The organism is Humiphilus diazotrophicus, assembly GCF_059726315.1.
This window is the reverse complement of record NZ_AP040871.1, coordinates 476,542-502,800: the sequence shown is the minus strand read 5'-3', so window position 1 is coordinate 502,800 and position 26,259 is coordinate 476,542. Positions and strand designations below refer to the sequence as shown.

22 protein-coding genes are annotated in these 26,259 nt (G+C 50.2%); 14 read left to right on the top strand and 8 right to left on the bottom strand.

All coding sequences use genetic code 11. The annotated features are described in order from the left end of the window. The first annotated feature begins 314 nt into the window (after window positions 1-314). Window positions 315-1,448 carry an esterase/lipase family protein gene (locus AC6I7T_RS32090; protein ID WP_497794708.1) on the top strand — a complete coding sequence of 378 codons (1,134 nt, stop codon included), beginning with the start codon at window positions 315-317 and terminating at the stop codon, window positions 1,446-1,448. Window positions 1,449-1,565: 117 nt separating this feature from the next. Here AC6I7T_RS32090 and AC6I7T_RS32085 read toward each other — a convergent pair whose 3' ends face one another. After that, window positions 1,566-2,486, bottom strand: coding sequence for an SCO family protein (locus tag AC6I7T_RS32085; RefSeq protein WP_497794707.1), 921 nt, complete (start codon window positions 2,484-2,486; stop codon window positions 1,566-1,568). A gap of 48 nt (window positions 2,487-2,534) precedes the next feature. Then, entirely contained in the window at window positions 2,535-5,183 is a 2,649-nt protein-coding gene (locus AC6I7T_RS32080; RefSeq protein WP_497794705.1) for an FG-GAP-like repeat-containing protein, read from the bottom strand. Window positions 5,184-5,540: 357 nt separating this feature from the next. Here AC6I7T_RS32080 and AC6I7T_RS32075 point away from each other — a divergent pair, with 357 nt between their 5' ends. The 4 genes from AC6I7T_RS32075 to AC6I7T_RS32060 all read left to right on the top strand — a co-directional run bounded on the left by AC6I7T_RS32075 (window position 5,541) and on the right by AC6I7T_RS32060 (window position 8,588). After that, the gene (locus tag AC6I7T_RS32075) at window positions 5,541-6,230 is read left to right on the top strand and encodes a type 1 glutamine amidotransferase domain-containing protein (RefSeq protein ID WP_497794704.1); all 690 of its coding nucleotides are present in this window, start codon (window positions 5,541-5,543) and stop codon (window positions 6,228-6,230) included. Between the two features lie 154 nt (window positions 6,231-6,384). Further along, the gene (locus AC6I7T_RS32070; RefSeq protein ID WP_497794703.1) at window positions 6,385-7,107 is read left to right on the top strand and encodes an SDR family NAD(P)-dependent oxidoreductase; all 723 of its coding nucleotides are present in this window, start codon (window positions 6,385-6,387) and stop codon (window positions 7,105-7,107) included. Next, complete coding sequence (locus tag AC6I7T_RS32065; RefSeq protein ID WP_497794701.1) at window positions 7,101-7,589, top strand: RidA family protein; 489 nt, start codon at window positions 7,101-7,103, stop codon at window positions 7,587-7,589. The genes AC6I7T_RS32070 and AC6I7T_RS32065 overlap by 7 nt, the downstream gene beginning before the upstream one ends. Window positions 7,590-7,697: 108 nt before the next feature. Then, a complete protein-coding gene (locus tag AC6I7T_RS32060) occupies window positions 7,698-8,588 on the top strand; it encodes an alpha/beta fold hydrolase (RefSeq protein ID WP_497795555.1) in 891 nt (296 codons plus the stop codon). Window positions 8,589-8,800: 212 nt separating this feature from the next. On the opposite strand, the gene AC6I7T_RS32055 is transcribed toward AC6I7T_RS32060, so the two are convergent. Continuing rightward, window positions 8,801-9,868, bottom strand: coding sequence for a redoxin domain-containing protein (locus AC6I7T_RS32055; RefSeq protein WP_497794699.1), 1,068 nt, complete (start codon window positions 9,866-9,868; stop codon window positions 8,801-8,803). A 526-nt stretch (window positions 9,869-10,394) separates the two neighbouring features. On the opposite strand from AC6I7T_RS32055, the gene AC6I7T_RS32050 reads away from it, so the two are divergent. The 6 genes from AC6I7T_RS32050 to AC6I7T_RS32025 all read left to right on the top strand — a co-directional run bounded on the left by AC6I7T_RS32050 (window position 10,395) and on the right by AC6I7T_RS32025 (window position 18,648). Further along, window positions 10,395-13,664 (top strand): sensor histidine kinase, encoded by a 3,270-nt coding sequence (locus tag AC6I7T_RS32050; protein ID WP_497794698.1) that lies wholly within the window; start codon window positions 10,395-10,397, stop codon window positions 13,662-13,664. Window positions 13,665-13,668: 4 nt separating this feature from the next. Next, window positions 13,669-14,301, top strand: a complete 633-nt coding sequence (locus AC6I7T_RS32045; protein WP_497794696.1) for a response regulator — start codon at window positions 13,669-13,671, stop codon at window positions 14,299-14,301. 197 nt (window positions 14,302-14,498) lie between these two features. Further along, window positions 14,499-14,870, top strand: coding sequence for a DoxX family protein (locus AC6I7T_RS32040; RefSeq protein ID WP_497794695.1), 372 nt, complete (start codon window positions 14,499-14,501; stop codon window positions 14,868-14,870). 317 nt (window positions 14,871-15,187) lie between these two features. After that, on the top strand, window positions 15,188-15,829 hold the full coding sequence (locus tag AC6I7T_RS32035) for a response regulator transcription factor (protein ID WP_497794694.1): 642 nt from the start codon (window positions 15,188-15,190) through the stop codon (window positions 15,827-15,829). A gap of 391 nt (window positions 15,830-16,220) precedes the next feature. After that, complete coding sequence (locus AC6I7T_RS32030; RefSeq protein WP_497795554.1) at window positions 16,221-17,498, top strand: epoxide hydrolase family protein; 1,278 nt, start codon at window positions 16,221-16,223, stop codon at window positions 17,496-17,498. 106 nt (window positions 17,499-17,604) lie between these two features. Further along, a complete protein-coding gene (locus AC6I7T_RS32025) occupies window positions 17,605-18,648 on the top strand; it encodes an alpha/beta fold hydrolase (protein ID WP_497794693.1) in 1,044 nt (347 codons plus the stop codon). A 207-nt stretch (window positions 18,649-18,855) separates the two neighbouring features. Here the strand turns inward: AC6I7T_RS32025 and AC6I7T_RS32020 are convergent, their stop codons facing one another. Further along, window positions 18,856-20,028 carry an IS4 family transposase gene (locus AC6I7T_RS32020; protein ID WP_497794692.1) on the bottom strand — a complete coding sequence of 391 codons (1,173 nt, stop codon included), beginning with the start codon at window positions 20,026-20,028 and terminating at the stop codon, window positions 18,856-18,858. A 194-nt stretch (window positions 20,029-20,222) separates the two neighbouring features. Between AC6I7T_RS32020 and AC6I7T_RS32015 the strand changes: the two genes are divergently transcribed. The 3 genes from AC6I7T_RS32015 to AC6I7T_RS32005 all read left to right on the top strand — a co-directional run bounded on the left by AC6I7T_RS32015 (window position 20,223) and on the right by AC6I7T_RS32005 (window position 21,840). Then, complete coding sequence (locus AC6I7T_RS32015; protein ID WP_497794691.1) at window positions 20,223-20,915, top strand: VOC family protein; 693 nt, start codon at window positions 20,223-20,225, stop codon at window positions 20,913-20,915. A 254-nt stretch (window positions 20,916-21,169) separates the two neighbouring features. Then, the gene (locus AC6I7T_RS32010) at window positions 21,170-21,355 is read left to right on the top strand and encodes a hypothetical protein (RefSeq protein ID WP_497794689.1); all 186 of its coding nucleotides are present in this window, start codon (window positions 21,170-21,172) and stop codon (window positions 21,353-21,355) included. 74 nt (window positions 21,356-21,429) lie between these two features. After that, on the top strand, window positions 21,430-21,840 hold the full coding sequence (locus tag AC6I7T_RS32005; protein ID WP_497794688.1) for an OsmC family protein: 411 nt from the start codon (window positions 21,430-21,432) through the stop codon (window positions 21,838-21,840). A gap of 289 nt (window positions 21,841-22,129) precedes the next feature. Here AC6I7T_RS32005 and AC6I7T_RS32000 read toward each other — a convergent pair whose 3' ends face one another. The 4 genes from AC6I7T_RS32000 to AC6I7T_RS31985 all read right to left on the bottom strand — a co-directional run bounded on the left by AC6I7T_RS32000 (window position 22,130) and on the right by AC6I7T_RS31985 (window position 26,256). Beyond that, window positions 22,130-23,530 carry a hypothetical protein gene (locus tag AC6I7T_RS32000; RefSeq protein WP_497794687.1) on the bottom strand — a complete coding sequence of 467 codons (1,401 nt, stop codon included), beginning with the start codon at window positions 23,528-23,530 and terminating at the stop codon, window positions 22,130-22,132. 180 nt (window positions 23,531-23,710) lie between these two features. Further along, on the bottom strand, window positions 23,711-24,634 hold the full coding sequence (gene mdcH / locus AC6I7T_RS31995; protein WP_497794685.1) for a malonate decarboxylase subunit epsilon: 924 nt from the start codon (window positions 24,632-24,634) through the stop codon (window positions 23,711-23,713). Beyond that, entirely contained in the window at window positions 24,631-25,305 is a 675-nt protein-coding gene (locus AC6I7T_RS31990) for a malonate decarboxylase holo-ACP synthase (RefSeq protein WP_497794683.1), read from the bottom strand. Before AC6I7T_RS31990 ends, mdcH begins: the two co-directional genes overlap by 4 nt. Before the next feature lie 3 nt (window positions 25,306-25,308). Next, the gene (locus AC6I7T_RS31985; protein ID WP_497794682.1) at window positions 25,309-26,256 is read right to left on the bottom strand and encodes an AEC family transporter; all 948 of its coding nucleotides are present in this window, start codon (window positions 26,254-26,256) and stop codon (window positions 25,309-25,311) included. Window positions 26,257-26,259: the final 3 nt, after the last annotated feature.

The window sequence follows — 26,259 nt, the reverse complement described above, 5'->3', positions numbered from 1 at the left end:
GTGAGTAGAAATTTTGTTGGCTTTCCGCCCAAGAGAAATATCGGATACATGTACATGATGGTGTGATTCTTGGGCCCAAATAGCGAGACGGTCGGAATACGGAGCAAAATGTTCGCGCAGCAATGGGCAAACATACAATTGCAGAGTTAACCGTGCGACAATAACGATCCGTCGCCCTTCCCCCTTTGAGCATCTCGCTCGGCTCTTATAATACGATTCGCTCTTAATTGCAAATCTTCATCGATTCATCGAAAAGCGGTAATCTTTTATCAACATCGTCGAGTTGTCAGAATCGAGCATCAGAGAGGTTCGTTTTGCGCAGTCTTGTCGCCGCTCTTGGGGCGCTATTTTTAAGCTGTCTTGTTTTAGTCTCAGGCTGTTTCCCGGCTAAGGCCGACACCATCAAACCGCGGGTAATCGTATTTGTTCATGGCCTTCACGGCGGCCACGACACATGGCGGGCTTCGAATGGTGCATATTGGCCACAACTCATTCAGGCCGATCCGCATTTCCAAAAATCGGACGTCGTAGTCGCAGAGTATCCAACGCCAACTATGCATGGCCAGTTATCAAGTACGCAACTGGCCCAGATTCTTTGGCAGGGGTTAAAGCAGAAAAGGGTCTGGGAGCATAAAGAGGTCGTGATTATTGCCCACAGTTTGGGAGGAATCCTGACCGAGGAGATGCTACTCAATCACCCTGCCGATGCGGCCCGCGTCAGGTTTATTGTTTCGTATGCAACACCGCATGAGGGATCGTTTGTTGCTAACCTCGCAAAAATTTACGACCACGATCCTCTCTTGACCGATCTTCGAGCAAGCAATGACAACGGTTTTTTGATGGACCTCGAACAGAAGTGGAGAAGCACTCCGTCTGTTACCCGGATTCATCGATTTTGCGCCTTTGAAGCAATGGATACCGCTGCTGGCGCAGGCATCGGCCGATACTTGCGGGCGCGTACTCGAGTAGTGAGCTACTATAGCGCAACTTATGGGTGCGATACAGATACGGCTCCACAAAAGGTCATGGCAGATCATATCGATATTGTTAAACCTGCCAATCAATATGCCGATGCCTATACCTTCTTTGCTAAGATCTACCGCAATTATCCAGTCGTCGATGTAGTCGAAACCGTTCGGGATAACAAGGTCTCCGGACTCAATGTCGATTGCAATAGTACGAATTCAGCAGATGACCTGCGCGTGTCAATTGCACTTGACCCTTCCCAGCATGAACAGCTTTTGTCAGCTGAAGCTGAACTCGTGGATACAAGCAAGATCAAAGATATATCGCCTCCGGTTGTAAAAAAAGTTGATCCCTTTGGAGTGGCGCATATTGCCTATTCCTTTAAGGGGCAAGGAAGAGGACTATTGCTGGGTTGCCCCGCCGGTCATGCGTCTATCCTGGTTCACTTTAAAGTTCACAGCGAAGTACCTGTCAGAGAATAGGTGCCCTGGCTCTCAAATGAGCTTGAGTTCTTTCGGATACCTATAGCCAAACCTTTCTGCAGACCTTGCACTCACATACAAGGTCTGCAGAAAATCTATATACACCGGTGCATCGCTCTATTTAACTCTGGCTAGAGTTGGTGCCGATGCAGGATGAAATGGCCGGTGAAGAACAGTTTCAACCAGATCTCCCAATTGTTCGGCGGTAAATTGATTCCCTTCCAGATTCGCTGCCATTTTTCCCTCGCGATCGATAACCACCGTGTGGAAGCTATGGATAAGGAATCCTTCGTCGCTCCAGAAGTTCATTCCGAACTTTTCTGCAATTCCACGAATATCGGATAGCGACCCGGTTAAGAAGCGCCATGCTTCCGGATCAGCTTTCCAGGTATCGGCATATCGTTCCAGCGCCTTTCCCCTATCCTGATCAGGGTCGATGACAATGGTCATTAATATCAGCTCGCGACCTGTTAGAGAATGAAAGCGCCGGCTCAGTCTGAACAGATTGTTCGATAGACGAAAGCAGTAGTTCGGATTGGGACAACGAGAATAAGCGAAAGTCAGTGCAACTACTTTACCTCGAAATTGCGTGAGATGTGTCAGGCGTTGAGCTTGGTCGGGGAGGGCAAAATCCGGAATAGGTTGGCCAACAGTAACGATCCTTGCTGCGGCAGCGGGATCCAATGCACGATGGAGAAAGGTCAGCCGGCCGGCTTCTGTAGGCTCAGATTCAAAGTTCGATACCTGAATCGCTTGAATATGTTCGGCATAATCTTCACGCCCTTGTCCGATCATATCGAAGCGCACAGCAGTACCAGGTTGTAGCGATTTCAGAGTCTCTGATCGCCGAACGGCAAAGGGCATTACCATTGCTTCCATGTAACCGGGAATTGCATCGCAAGACACGATAATCAGATGCTTGGCCGGTTTCACTTCCAGCAAAATACCTGTCACGGAATGACGCTCATCGGCTCTAGCCTGAGCAATTGAGGCTAGCAGGAATGCGGCCATCACAAATTTGCCCATCATAGTATTCATGCCTCCGCTCTTCGACTTAGAAAGGATAAGTCGGACTACTAAACCAGTTCATTCGTTGGAATGCTGTGCTGAAGCCACAATCGATGTATCTCTTTTCCCCAGCCGGAATGACTTCCTCTCCAAATGGGTGTAGCTTGATGCGAATTCCTTGATTTCAATAAACTGATCCGTTGCGACGTCGACGAAATGCTGCGTAGTACCAGTAGCCGGCCACCAGATATCGAGGGTCACGCTATGAGCCCTATGCCCGAGGCCAATGTGTTGTTCCATAGGATTGGCGCCGAAGGAACTGGTCTGTCCCACGGTGCGATAAATGAATCGAGGAGCGGCGTCCCCATCCTTTACCGTAACCCGGATTTGTGCGCCAAGAGCCTCACGATTGCTCTTTGCGCCAATCAAACGTACATTCAGCCAATCATTGTCGTTACCAGGATTCTCGAACACACGTAACGAATGTTTATCGGCTGGTACGGCACCTCCAATTTCAGCCACAATATCCACATTCCCCCGTCTACTTAAGTCTGCAAAAGCTATACCGTGGCCTTTATGCAACTCTCCTGTACCTGACGATTCGGTGATGTCTACAAATTCCTTGCCTTCGCGGTTCCGGAGCAACACATGCGGAAGAAGAGCAGTAAAGGAAGGCTGTCCTACGCCCAGATAAACATCGAGATAACCATCATTATCGATGTCACCAAAGTTCGCTCCCATGGGCATAAAAACCTTATCGAGCCCGACCGACGCGGTAACATCTTCAAATGTTCCATTATGTTTATTACGGTAGAGTTTCAATGTTTCGGCGTTGTGAGGACGTCCTACATAGGTCTTGAGCGATTCTTCGACCGAAGTAAGATAGCTATCGACAAACAGATCGGGCCAACCATCGTTGTCGTAATCGAAAAACCAGGTTGCAAAGCTATACGATGGTGCTTGCACGCCCGCTTGTCTGCCCACCTCGATGAATGTTCTATTCCCGTTATTGTGGTAAAGGAAATTAACTCCATTCTGATTTGTCACGTAAAAGTCGACAAAGCCATCGTGATCATAATCCGAAGCAGCAACTCCTTTGCTAAATGCCGTTTGATCGATCCCCGCCAACCGACCTATTTCTTCAAAAGTCCCGTCTCCTCTATTTCTGAATAGTTGAGCTGGAGACCGTTCATTCCCGAGAAACAAATCCAGATAGCCATCATTATCGATATCGGCCCACGCAGCAGCTTGCGTAGCAGTAATGGTTGTCCCGAGACCACTGGCATCGGTTACATCCGTAAAAGTACCGTCGCAATTGTTGCGCAGTAGAGATTTGCGTTGTGGAAACTGCCATCCCCCGCGCAATACCAGAATGTCCATGCAGCCATCGTTGTTGTAATCGGCTTGTGTGATGTTCAGCCCACCTAGCTGATCGAGGAGTCCCGCCTGCTCGGTACGGTCTGTGAACGTACCATCTTTGTTGTTATGGAAATAGCGAATGGGATCGCATACATCAAGACTGGAGACAACCACATCCAGAAATCCGTCATTATCAAAATCGTCGACAATAACACCGCCGGCGCCGCGGAAGACATTTAATCCTGTAGCCGGAGCAACATCAACAAAACGTCCGATATTCTCCCGAGATCGAAAATTCTTTTCCGGAATCAGATAAGCACTCGGCACCCCCGATGGATATTCTCCAAGTGCAATGAAGGCCAGGTTCAGAAGCCACCGGACCTCCAGGTCATCGGGCCGCCCCTGCAAATACTTCTCAAAATATTCGATGGCTAGTTTGGAGGCATCTTTCTTCTCATACCCTACCTGAGAATGCACTGGAGGAAAGAGGTCTAGATCGCGGGAGCCTTGGTAGATGCCGTTTTGCATTTCTGCCATGTGGAGGTAGGAAACTCCGAGAGTCTCTTCGAGATTTGGAATAAATCCAGGCGCTCCGGCTACAGCTGACTTGTAGGCCGTTTCCCATTCGGAAATGGACTTCTCCATCTCTCCACTGAAGGCATAAAGCTGAGCTAAAGCTCCATGTCCTTGAATTTGCTCTCCTGCAGTAAGCTTTTTCCCCTCTGGTGTAACGCCAGAAGTTACGAAATCTAGTACTTCCCTTTTTGCTGCCGCTAATGAATCCCGACGGATTTGGCAAACCTTATGAAAATCGCGATTCCACCCATCCGGTTTTGGATAATCTTGCAGAGCGGTATCGGCTTCTACGAGGCCGGCAACTTGAGCTCCATAGCGAATAGCACCAGTAGACACCAGCGAAGAGATTCTCTTTGGGTTTAGGTCCTGTGTTGGTGGAGCGGTGGAAAGCACTTTCAAAATGGCGAATCCTGAAGGCAGGTGCACCACATCCGTGAGGTCTCCAACCTTATGTCCTCGCAAGGCATCCCGCAACTCGACGCGAAGCTGACTCGGACTTAATTTGCCCATGTATCCACCATCGGAAGCTGTCGCATCGATGGATCTTTCTTTTGCCAATACCGTAAAATCAGTGCCTGCGTTCAATTGCTTGGATACGATCTCGGCATCCTCTCTGGTTGGCATAACAATGATTCCGAGATCCAGCTTCGATGTCGCGTCGCCTATCTGGGCCTCTACCTGTAAACCGCTCATTTCTACCAGGATCAGTAGGGGAAGAAGGCCGACGACGATATAGCGGATAATTGAGCTTTTGTTTCTCTTGGAATGGCACATAAGTTTAGGGGAACGCACCAAGCATTTCTTGCTCAGACCACATTAGTGAATATGTGTCTATCTGTCCTGCAACGAGGAGTGGAATCTAAAGTTCACCGAATGGACTATTTAAGTGTCAGCTGATGGGTGGATATTTTCCTCTGACTATAATGCCCTTGGGAATTTAGAGAATAACTGCGCGGAGTAAAAGCACTGAACACCAAGGTCATGACGATAGCGGACGCAAGTGTAAGAGTTCATCGTTTGACAACGTGCCTATACCAGAGTGGTACCAATACCATCGTCTAATTGTTCCCGACCACTCCTTCTGCTTAGATTTCATTCATCGATCCGATTCAGCCCGGATCTGCATAGCGAAGAAGAGGGAGTCGGAACATGAAAATACTGATGGTACTTACGTCGCATGATCAACTCGGGAATACCGGCCGCAAAACAGGTTTCTGGCTTGAGGAATTTGCTGCGCCCTACTTTGTTTTTAGAGATGCAGGTGTTGAACTGACGCTTGCTTCTCCTAAAGGCGGACAGCCTCCAGTCGATCCAAAGAGCGATCTGCCCGAAAATCAAACCTCTGCAATGGCGCGATTTAAACAGGATGAATCTGCACAACAAGCACTCGCTCACACGGTCAAGCTTACCGATGTGAAATCAGACGATTACGACACAGTATTCTATGTAGGTGGACACGGTCCCATGTGGGATCTGGCAGAAAGTCCGGTTTCAATTGCACTGATTGAATCCTTCTATAACTCGGGCAAACCGGTGGCCTTAGTATGTCATTCTCCTGGCGTACTTCATCGAGTCACCTACAACGGCGCGCCAATCGTCAAAGGAAAACGAGTAACCGGCTTTACGAACGGGGAAGAGGAGGAAGTAAACCTTACCAATGTTGTTCCCTTCCTTGTTGAGGATGAGCTAAAACGGCTGGGAGCGAAATTTGAGAAAGTTCCCAATTGGCAGCCCTTCTCTATCGTCGATGGACGGCTCATCACCGGACAGAATCCCGCATCGTCAACATCTGCAGCCCAGGCGCTCCTAAAGTTGGTCGCCACAGAAAAAGCTGCCTAGGAATCAAGTCCAAATCGAGAGTCAGCTTTGCCATCCTGCACAGGACATCGGCCAAGATAAGGACCACTGATCTTGGCCGAGCTTCACACAAAACTTCTATCCGGGATTAGCAAGGGCTTGAACTGGAAACCCATCCACGAACCAGGAGTCCACCATGACCAACAATAAGACGGTGCTCGTGACTGGAGCGTCACGAGGAATTGGAGCAGCCATCGTCCAGGCCTTTCTTCATCGTGGTTACAACGTAGTTGCAAACTCGCTCACCTTCTCGCGAGGAGAATTCACTCCAGCTACAAACCTGGCACTTGTTGAAGGTGACATCGGACAAAAGGAGACAGCGGAAAAGATAACCGAAAATGCGGCTTCTCAATTCGGATCAATTGACCATGTTGTTAATAATGCAGGCATCTTTGCTGCTAAACCTTTTACCGACTATACCGAAGACGAATTTCGCAGGTTCGTCTCCATCAATCTCAACGGATTCATCTCTCTTACTCAACTGGCGGTAAAGCAGATGCTGCGGCAGGGTACAGGGGGAAGTGTCACAACCATTACAGCTGCCTTAGCTGATAATCCTATCGCCTCTGTACCAGCGTCTATCCCGATGATCACAAAAGGAGGACTGAACGCAATTACTTTAAGTCTGGCCAATGAGTATGCAGCGAAAAACATCCGTTTCAACGCTGTTGCGCCAGGAGTTGTGAATACGCCTATGCATGGCAATGACAACAAGGACCTGCTAAAGACACTTACGCCCATGGGAGCTGTTTCTGAAGCAAAAGACGTCGCTGATGCCGTGGTGTATTTAGCTGAAGCTCGTTATGTCACCGGGGAGGTGCTGCACGTGGATGGTGGTGCACACGTAGGAAAGTGGTAAGCGTGAAGGGTTCGCAGGCGGGCAGTGCAGAAGATCGCCTGAAGGACCTTGGAATACAGCTTCCGAGTGCTCCAACCCCATTCGGCACCTACGTCGAGGCACTACAAACCGGCAACCTGCTTTTTCTCAGCGGAATGTTGCCAGTAATTGACCACAAGCCCAAGTATCTTGGCAGGTTAGGAAAGGAGCTGGATACCGAGGCTGGCCGAGACGCCGCCCGCGCAGCAGCATTAAGTGCATTGGCGGCGGCAAAACAGCATTTGGGTTCGCTCAACCGCATCGCAAGGATAATCCGGCTGGGTGTGTTCATCGCGACCGCTGGAGATTTCTTCGACCAGCCCAAAGTCGCGGATGGGGCTTCCGATCTCTTTCGGGATATCTTCGGTAGCGACAAGGCGGCAGTCCGACTCGTAATCGGGGTTGCCAGTCTCCCACTTGGCATGCCGATTGAACTCGAAGTAATTCTTGAAGTCACTGAGTAGATCGAGGGACGTATGACAGCGCTCTTATCCAGTACTCGGGTTTTACTAATGCTTGTGATCGTGTTCGCAACAACACTGGGCCTCGGTGCCCCAAAGAGAGTTGAGACCATGGAACATCGGGTGTTTTATCGCACAGTAAAAGTAGATGGAATTTCCATCTTTTATCGAGAAGCGGGCCCTAAAGACGCGCCAACGCTCCTCTTGCTGCACGGACTGCCATCTTCGTCGCGGATGTTTCAGCCTTTGCTGACGAGACTCGCCAACAAATACCACTTGATTGCGCCCGATTATCCAGGATTTGGGCATAGTGATTGGCCTGATCCGAAAGAGTTTGCCTACACCTTCGACCACATCGCACAAATAATGAATGATTTTACAAAGGCCGTGGGAATACCTTACTACTCTCTCTACATGCAGGATTACGGTGGACCTGTCGGTTTTCGGATGGCACTGATGCATCCAGAACGGATTCAGGTACTAATCGTACAGGACGCCGTTGCCCACAATGAAGGCTTGGGAGCTAACTGGGCGACCAGGCGCGCATTCTGGGAGAATCGCTCGGCAAATGAAGAAGCACTTCGCAAAAACCTGTTGTCTCTTCAGGTTACCAGGACTCGCCATGTCGGCGACGACCCGAACGTTGAACTGTATGACCCGGATCTCTGGACTGATGAGTTCGCCTTTTTGAATACTCCAGGCCAAGCCCAGATTCAAAGCGATCTCTTCTATGACTATCGTACGAATGTGGAAGCATACCCGAAATGGCAAGCATGGATGCGAAAGACACAGCCCAAGCTCTTGGTAATTTGGGGGAAGCATGATCTCTCCTTCGATCTTGGAGAACCTGAGCGATATCGCAAGGATGTACCAAACGCAGAACTCCACGTGCTCGACGCGGGTCACTTTGCTCTCGATACAAAAGCAGATGAGATTACAACAATTGTCCACCAGTTCATGGCTTCACACGTAGAAGAGAGTGCTTTATCCCCAGGCCGGTGAAAGCAGTCTAGAGAGAGAACACCGGATGGCACATAGAACTTTCGACAGTCACAGATGGCAACAGGAAGCCTCCCCTTATCCTTTGATACAGGAGAGGCTTCCTATACTCTTCCCCCCACCGAGAAACGCGGTATCATCTCTGGACTGACGCCCTTCTATAGCCTTTTTCAAAAATCATTGACTAGGGGAACCATTGAGATTCCTCATGTAGATCAGCCGAATGTAAACGAATAGGCTTTCACGCCAGCGCCAAGAAACTCGATCTCAAACTTTCGATCAATGATCGGTTGCGGCTGCCGAAGGAGATGATACATTCTCGGCTCATTCACGACACCCTCTCCGTGCTCATCGACATCACTTCCTCGTGCGGAACCAGGCATTTGTCCGTCTATGAGTATGCGAAATCGAATGGGAGCTCCCCGCATCTCAGTACCCATAACAAGATGAAGATCACGCGCGTGAAAACCGTAAGCGATGCGACAATTGGGCGTATTCAGCCGAATCTCCTGTTTTTCAACCGTCCAACTTCCCATAAGCGCCCACTGGTTCAGCTTCAATTTTGGAGGAAGGGTGTAGTCATGAGGCCTGTTCATAGTCAAGCCTCCGGAAGAGGCAAAGTTCTGGGTACGTTCATATCCCAGATAGTTTTCTGCAGATTTCAAATCGAGCCAATCTGCCGCTGCCTCTGCACCTGAAGCATTGACGGGAGTAAACCCGGAGCCAAAACCTTGTGCGCCAGCATCACCCAACAGCTGTTGAATGACCGCTTCCGACTGGTCGTAATCACCCTCTCCAAATTTTTGGTGGCGGATATGTCCCTTGTGATCAATGAAATAGAATGCTGGCCAGAATTCATTATTGAAGGCTCTCCAAATTGCATACTCGTTGTCGAGGACAATCGGATAGTCAATCGTCATGGTTGCCGAGGCCTGACGAACATTATCAATATCTTTCTCGAAGACAAATTCAGGTGAGTGTACACCGATTACCACTAATCCATATTCTCTATATCTCTTCTCCCACGCACGAATATACGGAAGAGAGCGACGCCAGTTAATGCACGAGTAGGTCCAGAAATTGATAAGGACAACTTTACCGCGCAGGCTCGCCTTCTCCAGGGGGCTCGAATTCAACCATGCAGTAGCGCCGTGTAATGCAGGGAATTCGCCCTCGAACGGTAACCTTATCTGGAAACCAAATAGATCAACCGAAGTAATCGCGAATGCCATTGCTGCCGTGCCAAGAAAACGCCGGCGATTGTGGTCGATTTCTCTAGACATCTGTTTTTCTCCAGCCTACAAATTGCATCAAGGGACACTCCCGGTTCGGCATCTCAGAGCTCTGTTCGCATTGCAGAGCCAAACCGTTATTCAGCCCCCTAGACCTCGCTGATCGCACCACCGGCAGCTCCCCCTGTATTTGCGATTAGGCCAGACTGAGCAGGAGAGTGGTATTGGACAAAGGTATCGATCAACGCCTCTGGAAACGATTATTGGGAGCAATCCCATTTACGCGCATTAGAGTTATGATGATCAGGGTATTCGGACTACGGATTGATTTCCCTGCTTTAGTGGACGTAAGCGCACCATCACTCAAAATCCAGGTTTGCAGTCACACCTATGTAAGTCGGCATCCATAGATGTTCCGGACAGCACAAAGCTACATACGAAAGATAAATGCATGGAAAGATGAGAGATCCATGAAAATCACTCGCTCATCTTAAGGAGCAATCGTTAGCGATGAATCTGCGCAAACCGCAGAAGTCTGCCCGACGCAAGAATAAGCACCAAATCCATTGAGGTAAGCGTGTTTTTCACGAAACCGAGACGTAAACTTGTCCGCCGCCTAGGATATCGGCAGAGATTTCAGCTTCTGCTTTGTGTAACCATTTCCGTTCTTCCTATATCCTTAATTGCCTCGTATGCGAAAGCAGCATCAAAACTCTCTCCCACTGCCAACCGCAATCTATCGGAAGATAGACTCCCGGCAAACATCGACGTTGTCGATGGAAACGATATTCGTTTTCGGCGACTTTCTGCGGGAACCGGCTTATCACAGACTCGAGTCTCCTGGGTCGTACAGGACAAAGTAGGTTTCATATGGTTCGGAACACAATACGGACTTAACCGGTTCGACGGGTATAAATCGAAAGTATTCAAGCACGAGCCCGGCCAACCTGGAAGTCTGAGCTGCGTCTACGTTCGCAGCCTCTTTATCGATCATGCCGGCACCCTGTGGGTTGGATGCGACCGGTTTCTCGACCGATTTGAGCCAGGCCCAGAGACATTCACACACTATCGCATCTCCACCGACACCTCTCATCAACTGTCTACCCCAATCGACCGCATTGCAGAGGATCACACCGGCACCCTGTGGTTGGCAACAGCCAAGGGACTGTACAGATTTGATCCGACTAACGGACAAACCACAAGATATGTTCATGACCCGCAGGATCCCAATAGCATTTCTGCAAATCGCATCAATATGGCGGCAGAAGACAGGGAGGGACGGCTGTGGATAGCGAGTGCCAATGGACTTGAGGAACTAGATCGGACCACAGGAAAGGTCAGACGACGAGCCCCTATCCATATTGAAACCAGCTTGGTTTATGAAGACAAATCTGGTGACTTCTGGATAGCCACAGGGGATTCGTCGTGCGCCTTAGCAAGTTGGAATCTCGAAAACGATGTTGTAAAGTGCCATTCGATCAACTACAAGTTGCGAGGAATACCCTCCAAAGCATTCATTTCAGGAATGATCCGGAGCCGCAACGGGACAATGTGGTTCAGTTCCACAGGTGGCCTGCTTAAGCTGGATCGAGACCACAACAGAATCCTTCGCTATCACAATAACCCTATAGATACGGAAAGCCTGGAGTCGGACAATTTGATCTTCCTTTATCAGGATACCGAGGGAATTATCTGGACGTGTTTTCAAGTAGCGGAACCCAACTTCTTCTCGGAACAACCTCTCCCTTTCGAAAACTTTACGTATCAACAAGGGAGCCTAATTAACCCGCTCGTCACCTCAATCTATGAGGATCACAAGGGCATTCTTTGGATTGGCTCCATGGGTGGACTGAATCGTATTGATCGACGTTCCGGGAGCAATATCGTGCCAGCAGGATCCGGTGTCGGTAACGAAATACTCTCCATACTTGAAGATCCCCAGGGGGGTTTATTCTGCGGAACATTTCACCAGGGTCTCCAACGAATCGATAGAGAAACAGGCAAGATGAGCCCTTATCTACGTGGAGTAGTACCTCATCTCACTAATCCGATTATGCAAATGATCTATGACCACCAGGGACATCTGTGGGCCGCCATGTATGGTGGGGTTGGCCGTTTTGATCCGGCTACCGGACAGTTCATTATGTACACGCCCGAAAACCAGAACGCTATCCAGTACCAAAAAATCGGAGAAGACAGTGAGGGATTCTTATGGCTAGGTGCACAGTCAGGACTGCATCGTTTCGATCCTAAGACCGGACAGTTCAGAATCTACGAACACAATCCGAATGATCTAAATTCGCTAAGTGATAATCGTGTGAACTCAGTACATTTCGATCGTCAGGGGAATTTGTGGGTGGGTACACAGGATGGCCTTGCGAAATTCAATCGGCAGACTGGGACCTTTACAAATTACTACGAGAGGGATGGTCTGGCCGGTGATGTAGTTAGCTGCATTCAAGAAGACAAACACGGCGTACTTTGGATGGGTACCAACAACGGCTTATCTAGCTTCGATCTACGTTCGCGACAGTTCCAAAACTTTTCCGCTGCCGATGGACTTCCCGGACAGGATCTCACAGGTTGGGGGGCGTGCAATCAGAGCCCCTCCGGAGAGATGTTCTTCGGCGGATTCAGCGGAGCAACCGCGTTCTATCCAGGCAAGATCATAAATAGTTCATTTGTACCAAGAACCGTTTTGACTGATTTCCGGTTGTCAGGGAGCCCGGTTCCAATCGGCTCAGGATCACCGCTCAAACAATCGATTACGCAGTCTAGTTCGATAACACTATCGCATCGACAGAATATTTTCTCGATCGAGTTTGCGGCTTTGAGCTTTTTCAATGCGCAGACAAACCGATATCGCTACAAGCTGGAGGGACTTGACAAGAGCTGGCACGAAGTAGGCAGCGACCAACGTATCGCTAACTACACCACTCTTCCTGCAGGTACCTATATATTCGAAGTACAGGGAGCAACCAGCCGCGGTCCATGGAGTCCGCTGAACGCACGTCTACACATCGAGATCTTACCTGCCTGGTATCAGACTTTATGGTTCCGTGGACTTTGCCTTGCGGCATTCCTCGCTCTGCTTTGGTCAATCTACCTCATACGTCTGAAACAGCTCGAGCAACAGTTCAATGTTGCCCTCGATGCACGTGTTGATGAGCGAACTCGAATTGCCCGTGAACTGCACGACACCCTACTGCAAAGCTTCAACGGTTTGCTGCTACGCTTCCAGGCCGTATCCAACCTACTGCCATCACGGCCTGATGAGGCTAAAGTACGTATTGACAGCGCTATTGATTTGGCAGCGAATGCCATCACCGAGGGTAGAGATGCGGTACATCAATTGCGCCTGGAGGGATTGCACTCAACTGAACTTTGCCAAGCTATAGGCAATTTCGGTAAGGAACTTCTGGCAGACCCAGAAGCGGGAAAAAGTCCCGAGCTTCGTGTTCAGGTAGAGGGGACACCTCAACCTCTCAATCCAATCGTTCGCGATGAAGTATATCGGATCGGAGTAGAAGCTTTGCGAAATGCGATCCGGCACGCAGATGCCCACCGAATCGAGGTAGAAATGAGATACAGTGAGCAAAGCTTGCGGCTTCGAATTCGAGACGACGGCAAGGGTATCGATCCACTTATTCTTAGCCGTGACCATGCCGCTGGGCATTGGGGCTTGCGTGGCATGCGGGAACGGGCCAAACTTATCGGTGGCATGTTCGAAGTTTGGAGCCAACTCGGCACGGGAACCGAAATTGAGTTAGAGATTCCAGCTGCAAGCACTTTCACAAAGTCGCGTACTTCGCGTTGGCCACTACCATTCCGACTCTGGCGGAGCTAAGGTAATGAATACTCTTTCCGAGGTAATTCGAATTCTGGTTGTCGATGACCACCCTATCTTTCGCCAAGGCATTACAAGCCTTTTGGCTGATCAGCCGGATTTGAAATTGATTGCGGAAGCCTGCAGCGGTCTCGAAGCAATCCAGCAATTCCGATCACACCAACCTGACATCACTCTGATGGATCTGCAAATGCCGGAAATGAATGGACTGGACGCAATTATTACAATTCGCGGCGAATTCCCCGATGCAAAGATCATCGTACTCACCACCTACAACGGCGATGTACAGGTTTTACGTGCTTTGAAGGCCGGAGTCAGAGCTTATCTTCTAAAAAACACTTTGCACAAAAATCTTATAGAAACGATTCGGGCGGTTCACTCCGGCAAGAAAGCTCTATCGCCGGAAGCGTCCTTCGAATTAGCCGAGCACGCCACGGATGATGCCTTGACCCCGGGCGAGGTAGAGGTACTCCGACTCATTGCTGCAGGAAACGCAAACAAGCAGATTGCCGATCTGCTGTCGATTACCGAAGAGACCGTAAAGGGCCGCGTCAAAAACATTCTTTCCAAACTGAACGCCAACGATAGAACTCACGCGGCGACAATAGGCCTGAAACGCGGAATTATCGAACTCTAGAACACTGCGGATTCAACCAAGACCTGCGAAATAGATCCTGCCTTGCCCCCTTCTTCCAATCCGAATTCCAAGACACAGCTTATGTACCAGGGCGTAATGAACTTTGAGACCTGTAAAAACTCGAAAGAGTCTATGCTCCACCCTTTTGGGGCTTATAGCAGGCAATGATGATTCAGTAGCCTCGTCAAGAGGTACCTGTGCGTCGCCTTTTCTCAACTTTTGCTCGTGGTTGGCCCGGGGTCGGATTGTTTCTGATGCGGATTGTTGCAGGCGGATCTCTCATTATCGACGGAGCCGAAAAATTTCAGGCCGGCCAAACAATTGGACCTATGATTCTCGGTCTGCTAGCGATCGGAGACGGTACACTGCTGGTCGCAGGGCTGTGGACTCCAATTGCAGGATCTCTTATCATCGTAATCTCTGCCTGGGGAATTCTCGTTCAGCATGAATACTCATATCCTGGCATTTTGCTGGCAGCAATGGGCGTAGCACTAGCACTTGTAGGGCCCGGAGCTGTATCTATCGATGCCTGGCTCTTTGGATGGAAAAGAATCGACCTTGAAAAATGAGAGATCGCCGTCGCCTGCTTGCCAAGCAAGAGTGGTAATCTGCCCTCCGCGCAAGGGACTTTTTTGACTCGAAAGAGGCATTCCTTCACACGATTCAGCTTCAATTAAGCTCGATCTGGGGATTTGTTCGCACTGTAACTCTGTGACAATTTCTTCAATCGCCGATCAGAATTTTCGACGATGATTGAACTACCCGACCATCTGATCTCGCTGAATCTGGCTATCGGGCATTCTTGCTGAGCTAACTTCTCAGTGTGGTATATCTCGGAGACAACGATGATTGAGCGGGCGCATTTGGCCAATGGAGGTTATAGCGCATGTTACACGCTTCCACCCCGATCGTTTTCGTTCTCGATAATGACATTACGCTCCGCGAATCGTTGGCACTGCTTATCCGCACCGCCGGCTGGAAACCGGAGACCTTCGCCTCTGCGCGGGAATTCCTCGCCCGCCCACGATCTGCTACTCCCTCCTGTCTAGTCCTTGACGTAGCTCTTCCAGATATCAGCGGTCTCGAACTTCAGCAGCGCATCGCTGCCGAACGCAGTGACATGCCAATTATTTTTCTCACTGGGCATAGCGATATACGCACGACTGTACAAGCAATTAAACGTGGAGCTCTTGAATTCTTAACTAAGCCGTTCGATATCGAAGTGCTATTGAATACGATCAGGCATGCACTCAAGCGCAGCCAGGCTGCTCTCGGCCGCGAAAATGAATTGCACACACTGCGAACAGATTATCGGTCGCTCACTCGTCGCGAACGCGAAGTAATGAGATTGATAGTCTCCGGATTGCTTAACAAGCAAGTGGGAGGAGAACTCGGCATCAGTGAAGTCACAGTAAAAGCGCATCGTGGCAATGTCATGCGAAAAATGAAAGCGGGCTCGTTCGCCGATCTGGTAAACATGGCAGCAAAGCTCCGTGTCACAAGCATTCCTGCAACAAACGCTGCTTGAGATTAAGAGCTAGCGTGCCCTACTCCAGGTGAGACAACGTGTCTGCAATAAGCACGTTGTCTCAGGACTGTCCCTGTCACAACATGGCTTCGCCCCGGCAACAATCTGTTAGCTTGCTCTAGAGTTGAGTCATTCACGCTCAAAGATAGTTTTGTTCCCGCTCACATAAGTTTGAACTAAGGTATCGATCTATACCTTGGTCTAATGGAATCACTCTACTTCCTCTGGCTTAATCATGAACGTTCGATTGCGTTCGAACCGATTCGAGTACATAAGCAACAACATAGTGAGGACATACACCATGACCCAGGCAACAATTTCTACATCCGCTTCCCAGTTGTCACGGACAAAACGTTGCAGAATGCCTATCACAGTAGCAGGACTACTCCTGATGGCACTTCTCTTCATCGCCAGCAGTGTCAAGGCGCAGTCAACTCCAGTCGCAATTGCAAACGCATCCTCGCTGCCCTCGACTGTTTCTGCTCCCAAGGATTCAGGTAATGCCGGCACAATTAGGCCCTACCACATTGAAGTTTCGGAAACAGCACTCGTCGATCTCCACCGACGTCTCGCAGCAACGCGCTGGCCGGATTCTGAAACCGTCATGGATCGATCGCAAGGCGTGCAACTAGCCATAATGAAGGATCTCGTGCAGTACTGGCACACAGGTTATGACTGGAGAAGGGCGGAAGCTAAGCTAAATGCTTTGCCGGAATTCATGACAACAATCGACGATGTCGACATTCAATTCGTTTGGGTTCGCTCCAAATATCCAAACGCTATGCCGTTAATTATGACCCACGGTTGGCCCGGATCAGTCTTTGAACTCCTCAAGGTAATCGGTCCGCTCACCGATCCACCTGCTTACGGAGGACGCGCAGACGACGCATTTGATCTCGTTCTTCCCTCTATGCCGGGATACGGTTTTTCTGGTAGGCCGCAAGTAGCGGGATGGAACCCTGATCATATTGCACGAGCCTGGGATGAGCTGATGAAACGCCTTGGCTATACGCATTATGTTGCACAAGGCGGGGATTGGGGATCGGTAATCGCAGATGTCATGGCACGCCAAGCACCTCCAGGACTCCTTGGCATCCACGTCAACATGCCCGCTACTGTACCTCCGGAAGTTGCAAAAGATCTTGCCGCCGGAGCACCTGCTCCAACAGATCTCTCTGCTGATGAAAAGAGGGCATATGAAGGAATGACCGCCTTGTACACAAAAGGCTCAGGATATGCGGGGATGATGGTTACTCGTCCGCAAACTCTGGGATACAGTTTGGCGGATTCACCTGTTGGAATTGCCGCGTGGTTCTATGACAAATTTGCCGATTGGACATATACCAATGGCCATCCTGAGCAGGAACTCACGCGTGACGAAATGCTTGATGACATCACACTCTACTGGCTTACAAACACGGGCACTTCTGGCGCGCGGCTGTATTGGGAAAACAATGCAAATAACTTTAATGCGGTGGACATCTCACTTCCCGCCGCTGTAACCGTGTTCCCTGGCGAAATCTATCGCGCTCCCAGGAGCTGGACCGAACGGAGCTACCACAAGCTTATTTACTACCATCAGGTCGATAAAGGTGGACATTTTGCCGCGTGGGAACAACCTCAGCTCTTTAGCGAAGAATTGCGCGCCGCATTCAAGTCGTTACGCTAGCAAACATGCCTTTATGTTTGCTGGGGAGGGAAGAAAGCCGATTCCTCTATCCTTGGTGCCTCTATACCTATGCGGGAAATGCTCTATAAATCCGGAGAGATTCACTATGGACCAGAAAAGAATAAAGGAACTTTCGCGGCGCCAGCTATTGAAGACCGCGGGATTTTCGGCAGGCGCAGCAATATTCACTAATTCCCTTTTCGCTGCACAAACTGACATTGCAAAGAAAAATGGCACTGTCACAACCAACAATTTCGGAAACTTGAAACAAATCGAGGCTGGGGTTTTGAATGTCGGCTATGCCGAAACCGGACCTCCGGGAGGACAGCCGGTCATGCTTTTACACGGCTGGCCCTATGACATTCATAGCTATATTGATGTCGCACCGCTTTTGGCCTCAGCAGGGTTCAGAGTCATCGTGCCATATTTGCGTGGCTATGGTACGACACGATTTCTCTCCAGTGAAACATTCCGAAATGGCCAACCATCGGCGTTGGCCTTGGACGCTGTTGAACTTATGAATGCTCTCAAAGTTGACCAGGCAATTCTAGCCGGATTCGACTGGGGTGCCCGGACTGCAGGTATCATAGCGGCACTCTGGCCGAGCCGCTGCAAAGCACTCGTTTCAGTCAGCGGATATCTGATCAGCAGCCAGGAAGCAGGAAAAGCCCCGCTGCCGCCTGAAGTGGAGCTTCAATGGTGGTATCAGTACTACTTCGCTACAGAACGCGGTCAGGCTGGCTACGATAAATACCGGCGGGATTTTGCAAAGTTGATTTGGAGGCTTGCCTCACCGAAATGGAATTTCGATGAAACAGAATTCCAACGCGGCGCAGCATCTTTCGATAACACGGATCATGTCGCAATCGTTGTACACAACTATCGATGGCGCCTTGGACTAGCCGAGGGTGAACCCAAATACGCGAATTTCGAAAAGCGACTTGCCCAAGCTCCAGTTATCAACGTGCCCACAATTACTCTTGAAGGCGACGCCAACGGTGCGCCACATCCGAATCCATCTGTCTATGCTCGCAAATTTTCCGGTAAATACCAACATCGAAACATATCCGGTGGGATTGGCCACAATCTTCCGCAAGAAGCTCCTCAGGCCTTTGCCCAGGCCGTGATCGACGTCAATCAATTGTTATAACCAGAATCACTGCCGTCCAAGACAGCGAAGGCTGAGCTGGACAGATTGAGGAATGAAAGGACATAGATTCCCGTCCATGGTTTGAGAGCAAACCGGGTTGGGGGTAAGAGGGGTTATGTGCCGGACCTATGTGCTGTCCAATCTGCTTCTCCTTTTTCTTAGCTATTGTTGTGTTGCTGGACGTATCTATTGGGGTTGCTGTCCAACTTAGGCAAAGGCCAGCATCATTTGCGGTGGAGAAGTATCCTCTGGTGCTTGGAAGGGTTCGTCGATCCACTTCCAGAGGTCTCGATAGACGAACAGTTGCTGGCGCAGCAACACCATGAAGTTGGATAAATGCCAGCCGAAGCTCGACCGCATGTGCAGGATCTTGACCAGCAGCATAGCGATCAGCGCCGTCCATATCTGAGTCTTCAGCGCGTTGGCCGTGGTGCCGACGAAGGTTTTCACCTTCAGCGTCTGCTTGAGCGCCTTGAAAAATAGCTCTATTTTCCAGCGATCCTTGTAGACCGCAGCAATGGTGGCGGCAGCCAGCTTCAGGTGGTTGGTCAGGAAGACCAGCGTGCGCTGCTGCTCTTCATCGAAGAACTCGATGCGGCGCATCATGGGTGGAGTGTCGCTGTCCATGGCCTGTCTGGTCATGCAGAGGATCTGATCCGAAACGATCCCCTTGCCTGGAGCAAGGGGCCTGTCTTCAACCACGATGTAGTCCGCGTTGGCCTTCAGGCGGGTAACGAAAAATACCTTTTGGCTGGTCAATTGTGCGAACCAGTCGTAATCGGTATAGCCGCGATCAAAGACCAGAACGGTTCCCGCCTCGAACTGCCACTGGCGCGTGACCTTGACCTCATGCTGCTTGCCATCGGTGATCACGCCGAAGCAGGGTAAAAGGCCGTCGTGATCAAGCATCAGATGCAGCTTGACCGCGCCCTTGGTACGGCGAAACTTCGCCCAATCGAAGACCGAAGCGCAGAGTTCAATCGTGGTGGCGTCAATCGATAACAGCTTGTTCTTGAAGCGGAACTTGTGGCGAACTTTTGCTTGCTGCGCATGGCTGCGGGCCGACTCCAGCAAGCGATAGAAGAGATCTTCGAAAACGGCGCTGGGACGGTGCGCGTTGGCATAGGCCAGCGTGGAGCGCTTGGGAGCCTCTGGCAAACCAAGATGTCGCAGCTTGCCTTCGCTGGCGGCCAAGCCGTTGGTGATGTCGCGCAGACTGGAAACCGAGCCCAGTTGACAGAAGAGCATGGCAACCAACTGGCCCCACGAGGTGAAACCCTTGGCGTTGCGCTCGGCCCCGTGCTTGCGTACCGTGGCGTCGAAATCGCCACGCGGAATCAATTTCAGAATCTGCGAGAAAATGCTGGATACTGTAGACAAGGCTGCGTCCTCCTCTGACGGTCAAGTCTTCGCAAACTCAACCTATCAGAACGGCGCAGCCTTGCCACTATGTCATCCTAACTTGCACCGAATTCCTGTTTTGGACAAGAGTGAACCAGAATACATACAGAATCTCTCTACCAAAGCTACAGTCTTCAAGTCCGGCTTTACTCATTCAATAAGGAGAAGAGAATATGACGAAGCTCGTAAAGGACGTTTCTATCAACGCAACCATCTGGGACTCAGATGTTGCCCAGATCGATACAAAGCTTGAAGTCGTTGTCATACCGGTTTCGGATGTTGATCGCGCAAAAGAGTTCTACCAGCGACTCGGATGGAGGCTCGATGCAGATTTCACAAATGGTGATGACTATCGGGTAGTCCAGTTCACGCCTCCAGGCTCAGAGTGCTCGCTCATCTTCGGCAAAAACGTCACGGCAGCAACACCCGGCTCAGCCCAGGGACTCTACCTGATAGTGTCAGATATTGATGCCGCCCGAAGAGAGTTGCTCAATCGTGGGGTCGAAATCAGCGAGATCTTCCACGATGCTGGAGGTGTGTACGCTGGAACCGATCAACCTTACCTTTTTGGCAGAATCCGGATTGCCGGTCTCGACCCGGAGCATCGCAGCTACCACTCATTCGCCTCATTCAGCGATCCGGACGGTAATGGATGGCTGTTACAGAAGGTTACGACGCGGCTTCCCGGCCGCATCGCAGGCAACACAACATATTCCTCAGCTGGCGACCTGTCACAGGCCTTACGACGCGCTGCAGCTGCACACGGACAGCATGAAGCACGAACAGGGCAGGTAGATCCGAACTGGCCGGACTGGTATGCCGAGTACATGGTGCGCGAGCAACTTGGCGAGGAACCTCTTCCATAAAGAGAAATGACACGATCGTCAACGACTGAAGCGAGAGGTGCGTGCAACGTCTACTGCATGGCGGGTTATATACAACGGATTCTTCGTCCCAGTGGCTCTGGTTACTTGTTGCATCTGAATTTTGCAAACGCCAATAGAGGATAGATACCTCCTGTCGGAATCGCAACATCCGCATAGCCTTTGTTCTGGGGATCGGGAAAGACCGGCGCTAATGACCAAGTACGTCGCGGGCCGCGGGGAGCGAGGTATGCCAGTTGCGAAACCCATGTAGCGCGTTGACCGTTGTTCAAACTGATATCACTCTAGTCACAGGCCAGACGGCGACAGCGAATTTCACGCTAATGCCTGGAAAGGTCGCTGAAACTGTCGGTGTCGAAACGATGCAGAGTTATCGCCGTTCTTACTGGATTCCGGGAACAATTCTCGTAGCCCCAACGTAAATTGCGAGACCCAAGAATTTGGCATCTGGACATTGTCTTGACTACCATTACACTATCTTTTTAGAGGAATCAGAATGGTCACAATTGAATTGGAATATCAGGGGAACCTTCACTGCAAAGCAGTACATGGTCCATCCCAAACTGTCCTCACCACCGATGCCCCGAAAGATAATCAAGGGCTGGGAGAGAGTTTTTCGCCGACCGACCTCGTGGCGACAGCGCTAGGCAGCTGCATACTGACGATCATAGGCATCATGGCGCGCTCACTCAACCTCGACTTGGCCGGTACCACGGCAACAGTAGAAAAAGAGATGGCTAACGCGCCGGAGAGAATGATTCACAAGCTGGCAGTCAAAATTCATGTACCACATCCTGTTAGCGAAGAGCACAGGCTGAAACTGGAAAGAGCTGCCCACACCTGTCCTGTGCACAAGAGTCTTCACCCAGAAATACAAAAGCCTATTGAATTCACCTGGGGCAACTAGAGCAAGACCAGCATAGGTGTATCCCGAGCCACAACTTCCTGTGCAGGTTTTTCGTCAAGAAAACCTGCACAGCGCTGAATTTGGATAGGACATAGTAACGCTGGTTTTGCTCTATAGAGTCCTTGCAGCACAACGCCACAAGGAAAGTTGCACTTCTGTCCGCAAGATGCTATGCGTAAACAGCAGAAAAGGACAAAAGCTTCGATCAGACTAACTCTCCTGGGTTGGCCGCTCGAAGCTTTTGCAAGGTTAACAACACTTTTAGAGGTGGCTCTTCAAAAGTGACATCCTACGGGAGAATATAGCGAACTCTCACCATAGCGGTATTATCATTCGCCTTTGGAGCGCCGCTTTGATTCCTCCAGGTGCTGCGACCGATGTAGGTATATACCGTATCCGTTTCAAAGCTTCCTATAGAGCCCTTGAAGATCCGATAGCTATATCCGATGCTCGTCGCAAAAACAAGACGATTATCGAAACTTGATCCCTTAGCATCTGGGTTTCCGTATCCCAAAGCCGAACCATCGGCCTGCTTATACTTCACGCGATTCAAATAGTCTCCACCTTCATACCCGAAGACAGTAAGCTTCGGGCTGTAATGGTATTCGATGCCGCCCCATCCTTGAAGGGACTTCAATGGAGCCATAGTTCCGTTCGGGCGAAAGGTCACGTCGGTCATGGAACCCGCACCTGAGTAGCGTCCAACATTCCCGTAGATCCCCTGTGCCATCAAGTCCACTTTTCCCGGAAGCGCGTGCAAAAGTCCAAAGGCTCCGATGGCAGCACCCGTCCGAGTATCGTTGTAGGAGCCGTTCGTCTGTGTCGCACCCTTTGGAGTGATTCGATCACGGAAAAAGCGAGTGATCTCCTTGACTTCGAAGTGGCCACGCGTTCCATCGACAGCTGCTTTCACGATAATATCTGGAGCTACATCTGTGCTGTAATTAGTTCCGTTGGAGAGAAATGCAGATCCGGAGCTATTGTATGTAACATTGCTCAAAGCAGAAACATTTGCCCCGAAACTGGCATTCGTTTCAGGATTTTCAAGAGCCAGAGCTAAAGCATACTTATCATTCCAATTCCGTGTAATCCGAAAGCCCGTTTGGCGGGCATAAGTATACCCCGGAAGAATCTGATTATCGATTGTCAGGGGGATTGCCATGCGCTCTGGATCAGCCCCTTGGCGGCTCGAACTGAGGAGTGACCATGATTGCCCTGCAAGGAAATACCATTTCCCCGCAAATCTCGCCTCGCCGTATCCCTGGCGAAGCCGAGGACTGAATGCGTTACTCTGGCTTTCATTTGCATTCGAGGGAGCCGCTCCCCAATCAAACTCAAGATATCCAGTTAACGCCACTCCCTTTTCACTACCCTTGACAGTCAAAGTTCCCCGGCTATTGCGGGCACTCTCGCGCCATTCTGTAGTGTAGTAATTCGCGGTTCCCGGTAATGGAATAGCTCCAAAGTTTGTGCTTGAATCGGAGGTCGCATTACGCTGACGCCAAATAGCCACTCCAGCGATGTAACCACCCGGAGCCACTGTAACGCCTTTATACCGCAATGCAAAGTTATTAGACTTTGCATCATCTGTTTTCCCTGCCTGCTGTTGCGCCATGCAGTTTATCATTCCTGCAGAGAGAAGCAACCCCACTAGAATTGCTCTTGCGATTGTTACCTTTTCTGATTTCATAAAATACACTCGTACTTTCCACTTATAGCTGATGACCTTGTCTCAGTGAACTTTCCATAATCGGCCTTAGTGGCAGGGGAATTTTGACGCAAGAAGGTCCGAGTAGAACAGACGGAAAGGACGTCCTTACCCCGTCCTACATTTTTTACAATGTTAGATAGACCGGCGATTTAGCGGGCCTTATCCCAGGTTGTTAAGCTGTTGCTGTATGGAACGAATTGCAACACCATCTAGTGCTAATGCGAATATATCGGGAAAAGCATCTTTGGCAAGAGAGGCAAGGACATGACCAGGAGGCATCTCCAGAAACACAGTCCCACCGAGTTCGACCAAGATAGAAGTAGCATCGTGCCAGCGAACCGGATTTTCTATGTTGGTAGCTAAATCCTCCCTGATTGCTTCTATCTTACGAAGTGGGCGTGCTCTCCTGTTGCTCACATAAGGGATTCTGGGGTCGTTCAGCTCCATTGATGCCAGAGTCTTTTCCAGCCCTCTCGCCACAGAAGAGAGCAGTGCGCAATGGGATGGAACACTAACCGGGAGACGTTCCGCCTTCCTGGCTCCCTTTGCTCTTGCTGCATCTAGCACCCGGTTCATACCTTCATTCGAACCTGCTATGACGATTTGCTGAGGAGCATTAATATTTCCCAAGAACACCGGTGCACTAGAAGACTGGTAATGTGCAACTAACTCTGCGACCTGCTTCTCTCTTAAGCCATTGATAACAGCCAGTCCATATCCTTGAGGGTAGAGGTTCTCCATCGCTCTCGCTCGCTGCTCAACGAGTCTCCAGCCATCGGAGAATTTGAGCGCTCCGCAAATTACCGCCGCAGCGAAAGCTCCTACGGAAAGCCCCGCGACGGCCCCAGGCTCCACCTTTTCTGCAATCAGAGCTCTTGCGCTCGCCACGCCAGCGACATAAATGGATAACTGGACAGCAACAGTCGAGCGTAGAGACTCTTCGGTGTCCATACCCATTATTTCCTCGGAGGAATACTCCTGAGCTTCCCTCAGAGTCTCCGCGATAACGGGATGATCCGGCAACTCGTGAAGGAAACCTGGATATTGAGATCCTTGTCCTGGGAAAAGAAACGCAATACTCACTGTAGACTCCTTGAAGAAACAATCTCCAGCCAAGGATCCTTGACCAACATCGGCCCCTTCTCGGTCTTCAGAAGCATGGTGGAGCTTTTACTTGCATACTCTGCTAGAGCTACCGCACCGTTGGGCGTTTCCATCTGAATATCGATCCGTATCTCCGAGGAAGTGGCAACAACGAGAAGTTCTTGAGCAAACTCAGTCGATAATCTCTCAGCCGCAATAATCCTAAGATCCAAGTCGCTCTCAAGCCTTGCCGATGTCATTCCTGTCACCAGCTCAAACGCGACACTTCCTGTAGGTCCCCACGAAATACCCAGTTCCCTCCAAGCCTCAAAAATGATTTCAAGATGACCGATGGCTGGTATCTGTTCCCGTCGCAAGGCTGTCCTCCATAGTTTTCGCCTTACAATTGATTCCGGCGTGGAAACTGCCAGGATATTTTGCTGAGAAACAAAACCAGCACAGCGCTGTGAACGAGAATGACCTCTTACTCCAACTGGAATCTGATTCACCGAAGACATGCCTCTTCGCACTACGACGGTTTTTGTAAGTGTTAACGCTTCGCGCACCCATGGTTGAAACGGAACACCGGCTATAAAGCTATCTGCGCTGTCAAGAAGCAAAAGATCATGTGCAGCATAGTGTTGTAACGCAGTGTCCGTTCCGCCAATCATGACTCAGTGTGCTCCGCCTAAGATCAGAATCCAAGCAGCCAATGTTCCTATCGCTAGTACCGAACTACCAATAAGCGAGGAACTCGCTACTACAGGTTTAGTGTCATAGCCAGCACCAAAGACAAGTCCGAAAAAGCCTGTGGGAATTGCTGTCAGCAGGACTGCCTCACCGGCAATGACAACCGGCACGCCCATAGCGCGAACCAGGAAATAAGCTATTGCGGGTTGAAGAACATTCTTCCAACCAATCCCGCTCAAAACATTTCCGTTTATCTTGAATGGTTGAGCAGAAAGGATCAATCCAGTCAGGAACAACGCCGCACCCGCAGTAGCCTGGCCGATAAGGCTGAGTGAACGGCTTGCAACCTCAGGAATCTGAAGACCGAGCAAAGCAACAATCACGCCCAAAGAAGGACCCAACACCACCGGCTTGGTAATAGATTTCCACGTCGCCATCAAAACTCGTCGGCTTACAGATAATGACTGACCGGCAGGAGTACTACTTTCCAGAATAGCAAGGGTAATAGGAGAGATAGTCATGGAGCCAACGGCAATGCCGATGGCAACTGCTAATGCACTTTGTGAACCGAATACGCTTCCCAGTAAGGGGAGACCGATAGAAGCGCAGTTAGGAAAGCCAACCGTCAAGGAATGAACTGCACTTACAGCTGCAGTGGATCCGTGGATTTTGCGCTGAATGAAAAAGGCAAGTCCATAGATCAAGAGATACGTAATAAGAAGAACTAGAATCAAATTCCCATGCTGCAAAACCACGGAACGCGGTGTTTTGGCTATAGCACCGAATAGAGAACACGGTAATGCAAACATCATCACAAAATGAATCAGGCTCTTCAGGTTTTTGTTATCGACAATCCCCTTTTTCCCTGCGAAGAAACCCAGGGCCATCACAAAAAAGACGGGTACTAGCGCATTAGCAAGTTGCTGCCCCATTTC

What these genes read in the sequence shown, in the direction of transcription:
- AC6I7T_RS32075 (WP_497794704.1), top strand. Translation starts at nt 5,541, where the DNA reads ATGAAAATACTGATGGTACTTACGTCGCATGATCAACTCGGGAATACC.
- AC6I7T_RS32000 (WP_497794687.1), bottom strand. Translation starts at nt 23,530, where the DNA reads ATGAAATCAGAAAAGGTAACAATCGCAAGAGCAATTCTAGTGGGGTTG.
- AC6I7T_RS32030 (WP_497795554.1), top strand. Translation starts at nt 16,221, where the DNA reads ATGGCACTTCTCTTCATCGCCAGCAGTGTCAAGGCGCAGTCAACTCCA.
- AC6I7T_RS32045 (WP_497794696.1), top strand. Translation starts at nt 13,669, where the DNA reads ATGAATACTCTTTCCGAGGTAATTCGAATTCTGGTTGTCGATGACCAC.
- AC6I7T_RS32035 (WP_497794694.1), top strand. Translation starts at nt 15,188, where the DNA reads ATGTTACACGCTTCCACCCCGATCGTTTTCGTTCTCGATAATGACATT.
- AC6I7T_RS32060 (WP_497795555.1), top strand. Translation starts at nt 7,698, where the DNA reads ATGGAACATCGGGTGTTTTATCGCACAGTAAAAGTAGATGGAATTTCC.
- AC6I7T_RS32085 (WP_497794707.1), bottom strand. Translation starts at nt 2,486, where the DNA reads ATGAATACTATGATGGGCAAATTTGTGATGGCCGCATTCCTGCTAGCC.
- AC6I7T_RS31985 (WP_497794682.1), bottom strand. Translation starts at nt 26,256, where the DNA reads ATGGGGCAGCAACTTGCTAATGCGCTAGTACCCGTCTTTTTTGTGATG.
- AC6I7T_RS32025 (WP_497794693.1), top strand. Translation starts at nt 17,605, where the DNA reads ATGGACCAGAAAAGAATAAAGGAACTTTCGCGGCGCCAGCTATTGAAG.
- AC6I7T_RS32055 (WP_497794699.1), bottom strand. Translation starts at nt 9,868, where the DNA reads ATGTCTAGAGAAATCGACCACAATCGCCGGCGTTTTCTTGGCACGGCA.
- AC6I7T_RS32070 (WP_497794703.1), top strand. Translation starts at nt 6,385, where the DNA reads ATGACCAACAATAAGACGGTGCTCGTGACTGGAGCGTCACGAGGAATT.
- AC6I7T_RS32005 (WP_497794688.1), top strand. Translation starts at nt 21,430, where the DNA reads ATGGTCACAATTGAATTGGAATATCAGGGGAACCTTCACTGCAAAGCA.
- AC6I7T_RS31990 (WP_497794683.1), bottom strand. Translation starts at nt 25,305, where the DNA reads ATGATTGGCGGAACGGACACTGCGTTACAACACTATGCTGCACATGAT.
- AC6I7T_RS32015 (WP_497794691.1), top strand. Translation starts at nt 20,223, where the DNA reads ATGACGAAGCTCGTAAAGGACGTTTCTATCAACGCAACCATCTGGGAC.